General features: G+C 73.8%; 7 protein-coding genes and 1 pseudogene. 3 read left to right on the top strand and 5 right to left on the bottom strand.

Annotated elements, in window-relative coordinates; translation table 11 throughout:
- The first annotated feature begins 206 nt into the window (after positions 1-206).
- Positions 207-3,041, top strand: a complete 2,835-nt coding sequence (locus ACIQVT_RS27105) for a glycoside hydrolase family 3 C-terminal domain-containing protein (RefSeq protein ID WP_403759285.1) — start codon at positions 207-209, stop codon at positions 3,039-3,041.
- Positions 3,042-3,178: 137 nt separating this feature from the next.
- Here ACIQVT_RS27105 and ACIQVT_RS27100 read toward each other — a convergent pair whose 3' ends face one another.
- The 3 genes from ACIQVT_RS27100 to ACIQVT_RS27090 all read right to left on the bottom strand — a co-directional run bounded on the left by ACIQVT_RS27100 (position 3,179) and on the right by ACIQVT_RS27090 (position 8,572).
- A complete protein-coding gene (locus ACIQVT_RS27100; RefSeq protein ID WP_403759282.1) occupies positions 3,179-4,624 on the bottom strand; it encodes an aldehyde dehydrogenase family protein in 1,446 nt (481 codons plus the stop codon).
- A gap of 158 nt (positions 4,625-4,782) precedes the next feature.
- The gene (locus ACIQVT_RS27095) at positions 4,783-6,360 is read right to left on the bottom strand and encodes a PucR family transcriptional regulator (protein ID WP_403759279.1); all 1,578 of its coding nucleotides are present in this window, start codon (positions 6,358-6,360) and stop codon (positions 4,783-4,785) included.
- Positions 6,361-6,451: 91 nt separating this feature from the next.
- Positions 6,452-8,572: an ATP-binding protein gene (locus ACIQVT_RS27090; protein WP_403759276.1), complete on the bottom strand. Its 2,121-nt coding sequence runs from the start codon at positions 8,570-8,572 to the stop codon at positions 6,452-6,454.
- 279 nt (positions 8,573-8,851) lie between these two features.
- On the opposite strand from ACIQVT_RS27090, the gene gabT reads away from it, so the two are divergent.
- Both gabT and ACIQVT_RS27080 read left to right on the top strand, forming a co-directional pair.
- A complete protein-coding gene (gabT, locus tag ACIQVT_RS27085; RefSeq protein WP_403759273.1) occupies positions 8,852-10,186 on the top strand; it encodes a 4-aminobutyrate--2-oxoglutarate transaminase in 1,335 nt (444 codons plus the stop codon).
- 391 nt (positions 10,187-10,577) lie between these two features.
- Positions 10,578-11,243: pseudogene (locus ACIQVT_RS27080) on the top strand (phosphatase PAP2 family protein); the annotation flags it as partial.
- Here the strand turns inward: ACIQVT_RS27080 and ACIQVT_RS27075 are convergent.
- Positions 11,185-13,008 carry a chitinase gene (locus ACIQVT_RS27075; RefSeq protein ID WP_403759270.1) on the bottom strand — a complete coding sequence of 608 codons (1,824 nt, stop codon included), beginning with the start codon at positions 13,006-13,008 and terminating at the stop codon, positions 11,185-11,187. The pseudogene ACIQVT_RS27080 and the gene ACIQVT_RS27075 overlap by 59 nt on opposite strands.
- 85 nt (positions 13,009-13,093) lie before the next feature.
- Entirely contained in the window at positions 13,094-13,552 is a 459-nt protein-coding gene (locus tag ACIQVT_RS27070) for a hypothetical protein (RefSeq protein WP_403759267.1), read from the bottom strand.
- Positions 13,553-13,581: the final 29 nt, after the last annotated feature.

Genomic DNA, 13,581 nt, shown 5'->3' with positions numbered 1-13,581 from the left:
GGTTAAGTGAACGTCTGGGGGCGCACAAGGGTCGTCACCAACATTCGTGCGATCTCCGTTGCTGCACAACGGAGTCGAACAGGCCCGTCAAGTCGCGGTGAAGTCGGCGGTGTTGTGATCCCGCACCTTGACAGCCGACCGTCAGCACCTGAGCATCGAAGCGCTTCGAAAGCGTCGTGCCGCTCCGCTCGCAAGGGGAACCACTCGTGACCGTCGATCCGCCGTCCACCCCGCCCTTCCGCGATCCGCTCCTGCCGTTCGCGACGCGTGTCGAGGATCTGCTGGCCCGGCTGACCCGCGCGGAGAAGATCGCCTTCCTGCACCAGTTCACGCCCGCCGTGGAGCGCCTCGGCGTCGCCGCCTGGCGGACCGGGCAGGAGGCGCTGCACGGCGTGGCCTGGATGGGACCGGCGACGGTGTTCCCGCAGGCCGTCGGTCTCGGCGCGACCTGGAACCCGGACCTCGTACGGCGGGTCGGCGAGGCGGTGTCCCGGGAGATCCGGGCGATGCGCGCCCGGGACGATCGGGTCGGCCTCAACGTCTGGGCCCCCACGGTCAACCTGCTGCGCCACCCGCTGTGGGGCCGCAACGAGGAGGGCTACGCGGAGGACCCGAAGCTGACCTCGGCCATCGCCACGGCGTACACCCGCGGCCTGCGCGGCGACCATCCCCGGTACTGGCGTACCGCGCCGGTGCTGAAGCACTGGCTGGCCCACAACAACGAGCGGGACCGCGCCACCTCGTCGTCCTCGGTACGCCCGCGGGTCCTGCACGAGTACGACCTGCGCGCCTTCGAGGACACGGTCCGGGCGGGCACGGTGGCCGGGGTGATGCCGGCCTACAACCTGGTCAACGGCCGCCCCAACCACGTCTCGCCGTACCTGCGCGAGCCCCTGCGCGGCTGGACCGACGAGGAGCTCCTGGTCTGCTCGGACGCGGGCGCGCCCTCCAACCTGGTCGACGCCGAGCACTACTTCGACACCCACGAGGAGGCCACCGCGGCCGCCCTGCTGGCCGGCGTGGACAGCTTCACCGACCACGGCACGGACGGCACACCGACCACCGCGCGGATCGAAGGGGCGCTCGCCCGGGGGCTGTTGACGGAGGCGGACATCGACACCGCCGTACGCCGCCAGCTCTCCGTCCGGTTCCGGCTCGGCGAGTTCGACCCGCTCCTCGACCCGCACGCGAGCACCGGCGCCTTCGACACCCCGGCGCACCGGTCGCTCGCGCGGGAGGCGGCCGAGCAGGCGGTCGTGCTGCTGAAGAACGACGGCGACCTGCTGCCGCTCGCCCCGGACACCCGGCTCGCGGTCGTCGGCCTGCTCGCCGACGAGTGCAGGCTCGACTGGTACAGCGGCGGCCTGCTGCACCGCTCCACCCCGCTGGAGGGCCTGTACGAGCGGTTCGGCGCGGAGCGGGTGCGGTTCGCGGAGGGCGTGGACCGGGTCCGGCTGCGGACGGCGGACGGCACCTACCTCGCCGTCCCCGCGGTGGACGCCCCCGACGAGGCGCGCGGTGCCGAGGGCGCGCTGGACCCCGCGCTGCTGTCCGGGCGCACCGACCTGCCGCCGCTCACCACCGACGCCACCGGCACCGAGTTCGCGCTGGCCGACTGGGGCGAGGGGGTGCTGACCCTGCGCGCCCCCGACGGCCGGTACCTCTCGGTCGCCGACGACGGCTTCGTCCGGGCCTCCGCCGACCAGCCCGGCGGCTGGGTCGTCCAGGAGACGTTCCGCCTGGAACCGCACCACGGCGGTCACCTCCTAGGGCATCTGGGCACGGGCCGTCGCCTCCGAGTCGCCGCCGACGGCGTGCGGGTTGCCGACACGGGCGACCTCTTCGAGGTGGTCACCGTGGAACGGGGCGAGGACGCGGTGGCCCGGGTGGCGGGCGAGGCCGACGTCGTCGTGGTCGTGGCGGGCAACGATCCGCACATCAACGGCCGCGAGACCGAGGACCGGACGACACTGCTGCTGCCGGAGCACCAGCGGCGGCTGCTGCGCGCGGCCCGGGCGGCCAACCCGCGCACGGTGCTGGTGCTCGTGTCGTCGTACCCGTACGCGGTGGACACCTCCTCGCTCCCGGCGGCCGTGTGGACGGCGCACGGCGGCCAGGCGGCCGGCACCGCCCTGGCCCGGGTGCTGGCCGGCGACGTCTCCCCCGCCGGCCGCCTCCCCCAGACCTGGTACGCCGACGACGCCGACCTGCCCGACCTCCTCGACTACGACGTGATCGGCGGCCGGCAGACCTACCTGTACTTCGAGGGCAGCCCGCTCTTCCCGTTCGGCCACGGGCTGTCGTACGCGTCCTTCGCGTACACCGGCCTGACGGCCCGCGTGGCGGCCGGCGCGGTCCACGTGGGCTGCGCCGTCACCAACACCGGGGACCGGCCGGCGGACGAGGTGGTCCAGCTCTACGGCCGGGCCGTGGACCCCTCGGTGCCCCGCCCCCGCCGTGAACTGCTGGACCACCGCCGGCTCACCCTCGTGCCCGGCGAGACGGCCGAGATCGCGTTCGAAGTGCCGCTGTCAGCCCTGGAGTTCTGGGACGTGGCGCACGGCGCGCGACGACTGACGGACGGTGAGTACGAGCTGCTGGTCGGGGCGTCCAGCGAGGACGTACGGCTGCGCACGACCGTCCGCCCGGGAGGCCGGCCGCCCACCCCCCGGCCGGTGCGGCGGCGGGGCCTGTCCGCCGCCGACTTCGACGAGCAGTCCGGCGCCGTGATCGTGGACCGGACCCGGACGGCGGGCGACGCGGTGACCCCGGCCCGGGAGGGCACCGCCGAACTCCTCTACCGGGACTGCGACTTCGGTACCGCAGTGACCGCGGTGACCGCGCAACTGGCGGGCGAGGGCAGCCTGGAGCTGTCCCTGGACGACGGCCCGGTGCTGGCCACCCTCACCCTGGACACCCCGACCGCCGGCCCGTACGCCTACACCACCCGCACCGCCGGGCTCGTCGCGGCGGGCGTCCACGACGTCCGCCTCACACTGCGCGGCCCCCTACGCCTCGCGCACGTCACTCTCACCGGCTGAGCCGGCCGAACCGACCGAGGGGCCGCGGCGGCGGAGGGGCCGCGGCGGCGGAGGGGCCGCGGCGGCGGACACGGCAACGGCCGCAGCCCCCGCACAGTGGGCTGCGGCCGTTGCCGTTCCGACCTGTCCGTGGCAGGTCAGAGCGCGAGACCGGTGAGGACCAGCACGCGCTCGTAGGTGTAGTCCTCCATCGCGAACCGGACGCCCTCGCGGCCCACACCGGACTGCTTGGCGCCGCCGTACGGCATCTGGTCGGCGCGGTAGGACGGCACGTCGCCGATCACCACACCGCCGACCTCGAGGGCGCGGTGGGCGCGGAAGGCGACCTGGAGGTCGTGGGTGAACACGCCCGCCTGGAGGCCGTACTTGGAGTCGTTGACCGCGTCGAACGCCTCGGCCTCGCCGTCCACCTTCCGCACGGTGAGGACCGGTCCGAAGACCTCCTCGCAGGCGATGGTGGTGTCGGCCGGTACGTCGGCGAGGACGGTCGGCGCGTAGGAGGCGCCGTCGCGCGTGCCGCCGGTCAGGAGCCGCGCGCCCGCCGAGACGGCCTCGTCCACCCAGGACTCCACCCGCCGGGCGGCGTCCTCGCTGACCAGCGGGCCGACATCCGTCTTGTCGTCGGCGGGGTCGCCGGTGACCTGGGCCTCGACGGCGGCGACGATGCGCGGCAGCAGCCGGTCGTACACCGACGCGTCGGCGATCACCCGCTGCACCGAGATGCAGGACTGGCCGCCCTGGTAGTTGGAGAAGGTCGCGATGCGGGTCGCGGCCCAGTCCAGGTCGGCGTCGGAGGCGTAGTCGCCGAGGACGACCGCCGCTCCGTTGCCGCCCAGCTCCAGCGTGCAGTGCTTGCGCGGCACCGAGTCCATGATCGCGTAGCCGACCTTCTCGGACCCGGTGAAGGAGATCACCGGCAGCCGCTCGTCCTGCACGAGGGCGGGCATGCGGTCGTTGGCGACCGGGAGGATCGACCAGGAGCCGGCGGGCAGCTCGGTCTCGGCCAGCAGGTCACCGAGGATCAGCCCGGACAGCGGCGTGGCCGGGGCCGGCTTCAGGATGATCGGCGCACCGGCGGCGATCGCCGGGGCGACCTTGTGGGCGCACAGGTTCAGCGGGAAGTTGAACGGCGCGATGCCGAGCACGACACCCTTCGGGAAGCGGCGGGTGAGCGCCAGCCGGCCCTGGCCGCCGGCGTCGGTGTCGAGCCGCTGGGCCTCGCCGCCGTTGAACCGGCGAGCCTCCTCGGCTGCGAACCGGAACACGGAGACGGCGCGGCCGACCTCGCCCCGGGCCCACTTGATCGGCTTGCCGTTCTCGGCGGAGATCAGCTGGGCGATCTCCTCGGTGCGCTCGGCCAGCCGCCTGCTGACGTGGTCCAGGGCGGCGGCGCGCACGTGCGCCGGGGTGGCGGCGAACTCGTCCCGCACGGCGTACGCGGCGGCCACGGCCTCCTCGACCTGGGCGTCGGTCGGCACGCCGACCTTCGCGACGAGCCGGCCGTCCCACGGGGAGGTCACGTCGAAGGTGTCCTCGCCGGTGACCTGGCGGCCGGCGAGCCAGAAGGCATGGGTGGAAGTCATCTACGAGTCCCGGCCCTTCCGCGTTGGGGGGTGTACTTGGCTTGCGTGCTCCACGGTAGGACGGCACCGCCGGCCGGTCGCTTGTCCGTGTCGTACCACTCGGGTCGGGGGGTGCGCCGGTTTGGCGGGGTGGGCCCGGCGCCCCCGCCTCCTGGGCGTCACTCGGCCGACGTCGTCTTCAGGGCCAGCCACAGCTCCATGCGCACGTCCGGGTCGTCCAGGCTGCGCCCGAGGATCTCCTCGACCCGGCGCATCCGGTACCGCAGGGTGTGCCGGTGGACACCGAGGTCGGCCGCGGCCGCGTCCCACTGCCCGTGCCGGGACAGCCACGCCCGCAGCGAGGCCACCAGGTCGCCGCGCCCCGTCGCGTCGTGCTCGCGCAGCGCCCGCAGCAGCCCGTCGGCGAACGCCTTCACCGCGTCGTCGGCCAGCAGCGGCAGCACCGACCCGGCGGCCAGCCGCTCGTGCTCCACGAGGACCCGGCCCCGCCGCCGGGCCACCGACAGCGCCTGCTCGGCCTGCTTGTACGCCGTCGCCGCCGCGGTCGGGCCGGCCGGCGCCGACAGGCCGACGACCAGTTCGTGCTCGTCCGCCCGCCCCTGCTCGGGCCCGGTCCGCGCGGTCTCGCGCGCCGTCGCGTACGCGGCGCACGCGGCCACCGCCGTGCCCTCGTCGGCGGCCAGCACCACCAGCCGCTCCCCCTCGGGCACCACCAGCACGGCCTCCCCGGAACGCGCCGCGGCGGACTCCACGGCCTCCGCCAGCTCGCCCAGCGGTTCGCCCGCCGCGCCGGCCGGGGACTCGGCCACGATCATCCGGAACGGCGCGTCGAGCAGCCCGCCGTACAGGTCCCCGGCGACGGCCCGGGCGTGGTCGGGCTCGCCGGCGAGCAGCATGCGCAGCACCGCCGTGCCGATCCGCTGCTCGGCCGCGTGCAGGGAACGCGAGCGTTCGGTGGTGAGGGTGAGCAGGGCGATGGCGGAGTGGACGGCGTACCGCTCGGCGGTGCCCAGCGGTGCGGCCGTACCGACGGCGAGCGCGGCGCGCGGGCGGCGGCCGGTGCCGAGGCTGTGCAGTTCCACCCGGTCCTCGTGCTCGGGTCCGCCGACGACGGAGGAGGCGGGGGCGGGCCGCTCCCGCAGCCGTTCCACCTCGGCGGTGATCCGGGCGGCCCGCCGGCCGGCCCAGTCCGGGGCGGCGGCGACGACGGCACCCGAGGCGTCGTACAGCGCGGCCCAGCCGTCGACCTGCGCGGCGAGCACACCCAGCACGCCCTCCGGGCCGGCGTTCAGCGCCTGCCGGGTCAGCTCGCGCTGGGCGGCGAAACCCGCCGTGACCGCGCGGTACTGGTCGGCGGCGATCGCCGCCGACACCGCCTTGCTGATGGCGAGGAACGGGGTGCGGCGGGGCACCTCCAGCAGCGGCAGCCCCTCCCGCGCGCAGGCCTCGACGAGCGGCTCGGGCACCTGCTCGTAGTTGACGCCCACGGCGAACCCCAGCCCGACCACGCCCGCGCCGGACAGCCGCCGCACGTACCGCCGCATGGCCTCCGGGTTCTCGGCGTCCAGCTTCAGTGCGGTGATCAGCAGCAGCTCGCCGCCCTCCATGTACGGCACGGGGTCGGCCAGCTCGCTGACGTGCGCCCAGCGGACGGGCACGTCGAGACGGTCCTCACCCGCGCGCACGGTCAGCTTGAGCGCGGAGTGGTGGACGAGCGAGGCGAGAGTCGGGGGCATGGCGCCTTCACGGTGAGGGGGTGATCTTTTGGCCACGGTGTATGAACGGCCTACGCCGATTCTGCCTCACCGTACGATCACCCGGCGGACCTCACCCCCGCAGGTCCACCAGCAGCGGCGGGGCGTGCTCGCCGCGCACGGTGGTCAGCGACAGCACCGCGTGCCCCGCCGGCACCCCATGCGCCAACTCGGAAGCCGACCACCGCTCCCGCTCCACCTGCCGAACGGTGACGGCCCGCGCCGTCGGCGCCTGCCCGGTGATGACCCGGCGCAGCATGTGCACCGCCTTGCCGGCCGGGGTCTCGGCGATGATCTGCCGGTCGGTGACGTCCCGCGTCTCGGTCCACTCCTTGCCCCACACCTCGGCGAAGTCCTGCCCGTCCCAGGGGGTGAGCCCCGACAGCGCCATGCGGCAACCCGTGGCACCCAGCAGCGGGCCGCGCAACGGCCGTGGCGCGTCGTCCAGGGTTCGCAGGGTGAGCACGGTCCCCGCGTTGACGCTGCGCAGCCGCTGGATACCCCGCACGGCCTCCGGGGTGACGACACCGGAGGCGTCGTCGAGCAGCAGGCAGGCGAAGAGCGAGCGGTCCTCGCGCACCGTCACGGCGGCGGTGAACTGGGCGAGGACGAGCCGGGCCAGGATCCGCGAGGCGTCGGCGTGACCGCGCTGAGGCAGGTCGATGCGCACCCGGACCGGGTGGTCGAGGGCCCGCAGCGAGAAGGGCCGGCTCTCGCCGGAGGTGTCGAAGAACTGGGCGAAGGCGGGCCGGTCGAGCAGCGCGATCCGGTCGGCGAGGACCGCGCCGACATCGCCGGGGTGGGACAGCTGCCGCTCCCGCGCGTCGAGTTCGCGCAGCAGTGAGGAGTGCCCGGTGTCGGTCAGCGCCTTGCGCAGCGCGGCCAGTGGCCCGGGGGCACCGTCGAGGAGCTGCCGGAGTTCCGGCACGGAGGGGAAGCGGTCGTGGACGGCCCGGAAGGGGCCGAGCAACTGGGCAAGGACGGTGGTGGAGCGGCGGGTGTCACTGCCCGGGTGCGGGTCGGCGAGGTCGCCGACGAGGGCCTCGGCCAGTATGGCGGCGGCCTCGTCGGGGTCGGTGGTGCCGCCGTAGAGGTCGAGATCGTGCTCCGAGTCGGGATGGCCGACACGGACGACGACGTCGTAGGCCTCGGCCGGACCGAGCCCGGCGCCCGCCGCGCCGACCACCACGACCGCCGCCCGGCCGGCGAGGGCGTGCAGGCACAGCGACTCGGCGAGCGGCCGCACGAGGGCACCAGTCTTGCCGGACCCGGCCGGGCCGACCGCGAGCAGCGAGGTGCCGAGCAGGTCGGGACCGAGGGCCAGACCCGCGCCGCGGTAGTGGTAGGGGTTGCGGGGGTCGTCGGCGGCGGTGCCGAGACGGACCTGGGCGGTGAGCAGATCGTGCCGGGCCTGCCGGGCGGGCAGATCCCGGTCGCCGGACGGGTGCGGGCAGGCGGCGGCGCCGTCCTTGAGCACCGCCCCGGTGAACGCGGCCAGGGCGAACCGGCCCGACCGCACCGCCTGCCACGCCCTGCTGATCCTCGCGTGGTCCACGTCCCGCATCAGCCCGGCCCTCGCCTCACCGGCCAGCCGCTCGGCGGCCTCGTACGCCCCGGCCTGCCGCAGCTCCGGCCAGGCGGCGGGGTCGTGTTCGGGGGTGGCCGGAAGTGCGGTTTGCGGTGCGGCGGGGTTCCAGGCGGGCGGGCCGTAGCGGCGCCAGACCTCCCCCCAACGGCCGATGCGGCCGACCACCAGCAGGATGGCGAGGGCGATGAGGGTGTAGTACGAGTACCAGAGGATCGCGTTGCCGACGCGGTCGTCGCTCTGGCGCCAGGAGTCGGGGGTGAACAGCTCCAGCGGCAGCACCCACCAGCCGCCGAGGTAGTTGTTCCACAGCAGTGACCACACCAGCCAGCCCACCAGGAAGGCGATCACCGCGCCGCTGAGCAGCTGCCGGGTCGGGATCTGCTGGGGCTCCTGCTCGGGCCGGGGCCGGTACCCGAAGCGCCAGACGCCGGGTGCCGCCTCCGGGCGGGGGGTCCGCAGCCAGGCCAGGAACGCCGAGCCGTCCGGCCGGGGCGGCACGCCGGGCGGCACCGTGGGCATGGCCGGCAAGCCGTAGGTCTCCGGCGGGTTCGTCGGGTGTGGTAGCGGTGTGGTGTGGGTCGTGTCGTGTGTGCCGTCGCTGTTCATCCGCCCTGCCCCCTGACCAGCCGGTCCGTCCGCCGTCAGCGAGTCAATCTAACGCCCCGGTGCGGGGAGTTCACCGCTTACGTGGCCGTAAGGAGCCGTACCCGCCCGGGTGGGCTATGTCCACGGCGGACAACGGGCTCCGCCGACAACGCCCACATGGAGCATGCCCACCCCGCGGGAGCGGTCTTAGCCTGCGAGAAAAGAAGGTATGCGTCCGAAAACGCACCGCCCGGAACCGCCCGGGACCGCCCGGTACGCAAGATCATCAGGGAGCCCCCCATGACCGCACTTCCGCAGGAGCGCCGCGTCGTCACCGCCATCCCCGGCCCGAAGTCGCAGGAGCTTCAGGCCCGCCGTACCGCCGTGGTCGCGCAGGGCGTGGGCTCCGTGCTGCCCGTGTTCACCACCCGCGCGGGCGGCGGCATCATCGAGGACGTCGACGGCAACCGGCTGATCGACTTCGGTTCCGGTATCGCGGTGACGAGCGTCGGCGCCTCCGCCGAGGCCGTGGTGCGCCGGGCCTCCGCCCAGCTCGCGGACTTCACCCACACCTGTTTCATGGTCACCCCGTACGAGGGTTACGTGGAGGTCGCCGAAGCGCTGGCCGAGCTGACCCCGGGCGACCACGCCAAGAAGTCCGCGCTGTTCAACTCGGGCGCCGAGGCCGTCGAGAACGCCGTCAAGATCGCCCGTGCGTACACCAAGCGGCAGGCCGTGGTCGTGTTCGACCACGGTTACCACGGCCGGACCAACCTCACCATGGCGCTGACGGCGAAGAACATGCCGTACAAGCACGGTTTCGGGCCGTTCGCGCCCGAGGTCTACCGCGTGCCGGTGGCGTACGGCTACCGCTGGCCGACCGGTGCGGAGAACGCCGGCCCGGAGGCCGCCGCGCAGGCCATCGACCAGATCACCAAGCAGGTCGGCCCGGACAATGTCGCCGCGATCATCATCGAGCCGGTGCTCGGTGAGGGCGGCTTCATCGAGCCGGCCAAGGGCTTCCTGCCGGCGATCGTGAAGTTCGCCAACGACAACGGCATCGTGTTCGTCGCGGACGAGATCCAGTCCGGTTTCTGCCGTACCGGCCAGTGGTTCGCGTGCGAGGACGAGGGCATCGTCCCGGACCTGATCACCACCGCCAAGGGCATCGCCGGCGGTCTGCCGCTGGCGGCCGTCACCGGCCGCGCGGAGATCATGGACGCCGCGCACGCCGGCGGCCTCGGCGGCACCTACGGCGGCAACCCGGTGGCCTGCGCGGGCGCGCTCGGTGCCATCGAGACCATGAAGGAGCTGGACCTCAACGGCAGGGCCAAGCGCATCGAGGAGGTCATGAAGGGCCGCCTCACCGCCATGGCCGAGAAGTTCGACGTCATCGGTGACGTCCGCGGCCGGGGCGCGATGATCGCCGTCGAGCTGGTCAAGGACCGCGCCACCAAGGAGCCGAACCCGGAGGCCACCGCCGCGGTGGCCAAGGCGTGCCACGCCGAGGGCCTGCTGGTCCTGACCTGCGGCACCTACGGCAACGTGCTGCGCTTCCTGCCCCCGCTCGTCATCGGCGAGGACCTGCTGGGCGAGGGCCTCGACATCATCGAGCAGGCCTTCGCGGGCGTCTGAGCCGCACAGTCGAGCGATTCGTTCGCACCTGTGTCGGGTGCCTGCGGCAGGCCGTGTGAAGAAGGTGTGCGGGGTGGATGGCGGGACCCGATTCCGTCTGCCCAAGCGCCCCGGCCTGCCGTAGGTTCGTCCCCGATGAGAGATACACCCCGCCCACAGGGGACTGTGGGCGGTGCCGGGCCGAGGTTTCCCCGACTTCGACCTGGTCGTGCCCTCGCGCACAGATCCGGTGGCTGACGGCTCCCGGATCTCCTCACCGATCGGACGGTCGCCGCCCCAAACCCCCCGGGGCGCGCGACGTTCCGGTCCTGCCGGCCGTCCCGGAACGACCCCCCCTCGTTCCGGGACGGCCGGCCTCTTTCCCCGCGGGCCGTCTGCGAAGCTGGTCGCCGTGTCGACTCCCGTCCGCCGCGTCCTGCTCCCCGGTGTCCCGGCCCTCGCGGCCGTCCTGTTCGCGCTGATCACCTGGCAGGTGGTGACGCACGGTCCGCTGCTGGTGCTGGACGCCCGGCTGAGCCGGGCGCTGGTCCACCCGGACCGCTGCTCCGAACTCCTCTCCGACCTCGGCAACGTGCAGGTCGCCGTGGTCGCGCTCGCCGCGGCCCTCGGGTACGCGGCCCGGCGGGGCCGGGCCGCCGGCACGGACCGGTGGTGGCTGCCGCCGCTGGCCGCGGCCGTGGCGATGGCGCTGGTCCCGGCGTTCGTCGTGCCGCTGAAGGAGCTCACCGGCCGGCCGGGGACACCCGTGGTGCCCCCGGCGACCGGCTACTTCCCGTCCGGCCACACGGTGACGGCGGTGGTCGCGTACGGCTCCGCGACCCTGGTCCTGCTGCCCCGGCTGCGCTCCCCCGCCGCCCGCCGCCTGCTGGTGGGCGCCTGTGCGGCGCTCGTCCTCGGGGTGTCGTACGGCCTGGTCCGCCGGGGCTGGCACTGGCCGCTGGACGTGGTGGCCGGCTGGTGCCTGGGCACGGTGCTGCTGACCGCCCTCACCGTGGTGGTCAGCCGAAGTAGGCGTCGAAGTTCTTCTGGAACTCCCAGTTCGCGTAGCGGTCCCAGTTCACCGACCAGGTCATCAGACCGCGCAGGCCGGGCCAGGTCCCGTGGGGCGCGTACGAGCCGCAGTTCGTCTTCTTCGTGAGGCAGTCCAGGGCCTTGGTGACCTCGGACGGGGAGACGTAGCCGTTGCCGGCGTTGGTCGAGGCCGGCATGCCGATGGCGACCTGGTCGGGGCGCAGCGGCGGGAAGACGTTGTTGGGGTCGCCGGCGACCGGGAAGCCGGTGAGGAGCATGTCGGTCATGGCGATGTGGAAGTCGGCGCCGCCCATGGAGTGGTACTGGTTGTCCAGGCCCATGATGGGACCCGAGTTGTAGTCCTGGACGTGGAGCAGGGTGAGGTCGTCGCGCAGGGCGTGGATCACGGGGAGGTAGGCGCCGCAGCGCGGGTCCTGGCCGCCCCACTTGCCGGTGCCGTAGTACTGGTAGCCGTTCTGCACGAAGAAGGTCTCGGGGGCCATGGTCAGGACGAACTTGGCGCCGTACTTGGCCTTCAGGGTCTTGAGCGCCGAGATCAGGTTGACGATCACGGGGGTGGTGGGGTTCCTGAAGTCGGTGTCGTTGGTGTTGAGGGACAGCGAGTGGCCCTCGAAGTCGACGTCCAGGCCGTCGAGGCCGTAGGTGTCGATGATCTTCGAGACCGAGGCGACGAAGGTGTCGCGGGCCGCGGTGGTGGTGAGCTGGACCTGGCCGTTCTGGCCGCCGATGGAGATCAGCACCTTCTTGCCGGCCGCCTGCTTGGCCTTGACCGCGGCCTTGAAGTCGGCGTCGCTCTCCACGTTCGGGCACTCGGTGACCGGGCAGCGGTTGAAGCGGATGTCGCCGGAGGTGACGGAGGTGGGCTCACCGAAGGACAGGTCGATGACGTCCCAGCTGTCGGGGACGTCCGCGAGCCGGGTGTAGCCGGCGCCGTTGGCGAAGCTGGCGTGGAGGTAGCCGACGAGGGCGTGGGTGGGCAGACCGGCCCCGCCACCGCCGCCACCGGTGCCCGCGCCGGTCGTGGCGGTCACGGCCGCGGACTTCGCGGACTCGCCGGCGGCGTTGACGGCCGCGACCTGGAAGCTGTAGGCGGTCGAGGCGGTGAGGCCGGAGACGGTCGCCGACGTGCCGGTCGGCGTCTGGACCTTGGCGCCGTCGCGGTAGACGGCGTAGCCGGTGGCGCCGGTCACCGCCGACCAGCTCAGGCCGACGGAGGACGAGGTGACGTCGGTGGTGCGCAGTCCGGTGGGGGCGGCGGGCGGCTGTCCGGTGCCGCTGCCGCCGGGGCCGACGAGGGTGATGTCGTCGGCTCCGTAGGCGCCGGTGCCGTACCAGCCGTGGGTGTTGATCGTGACCTTGGTGGTCGTGGGGCCGGTGCGGAAGGTGGTGGTCAGCTTCTGCCAGTCGGGGGCGGACTGGGTCCAGGTGGAGACGTCGGTGGTGCCGGTGCCGGTGGCGCCGAGGTAGACGTAGGAGCCGCGGACGTAACCGGACAGGGTGTACTGCGCGTCGGGCTGGACGGTCACCGTCTGGGCGCACTGGGCGTTGTCGCCACCCGCGGGGGTCGCCTGGAGGGCGGCCTTCCCGCTGTGCACGGGAGAGTCGACGACCGTGCCGGCCGTGCAGGTCCAGCCGGTCAGGCCGGACTCGAAGCCGCCGTTGACGGCTATGTCGGTGTCCGCCCCGTCGGCCGCGCGGGCGGCCGACGAGAGCGCGGTGAGACCGGGCACGGCCAGCAGTGCGGCCGTGAGCACGGTGAGGACGGGGCCGGGACGTCTGGGGCGGTCCACAAGAGCCTCCGGGGTCTGGGGAGTTGACGGGGCGGAGCGCACACAATTTGGTCCAGACCAATCCGGTTGTCAAGGTGTCCGGGCGTCAGCCGTCCACGCGCCGCCCCCCGGCCGGCCCCGCCACCGCCGCGTGCATCGCCAGTTCCAGCAGCGCAGGATCGGTCAGCGTCCCCGAGCCGTCCGGCGGCACCAGCCAGCGCGCGCCCCGGGCCGCCCGCCCGGGATGCGGCACGACGATCCAGGTGCCGGACCCGGCGGTACGGACACCGGTGCCGAGCCAGCGGGCCGCGGTGCCCGGCGGCACGAGGAAGCCGACCCGGCTGTCGCCGAAGTCGGCGAGGACCGGGCCGGGCCGGTCGAGCATGCGGGTGAGCACGTCCAGGGTCGGGTAGCCGAGGTCGCCCGGCAGGATGAGGACGTCCCACGCCCTGCCGGCGGGCAGCAGGGCGACCCCGAGGGGGTTGCGTTCCCACTCCCAGCGGCAGGCCGCGGGGTCCGGTGCGACGGATGCCAGCCATTCGACCGCCGTCTTCGGCCCGGTCATGGAAAACCTCCCTCTCTCGTCCGACGCGG

It is taken from the genome of Streptomyces sp. NPDC100445 (genome assembly GCF_044759735.1).
Classification (GTDB): domain Bacteria; phylum Actinomycetota; class Actinomycetes; order Streptomycetales; family Streptomycetaceae; genus Streptomyces.
Note: the sequence above shows the minus strand (reverse complement) of the source record. Positions and strands in the feature narration are given on the sequence as shown.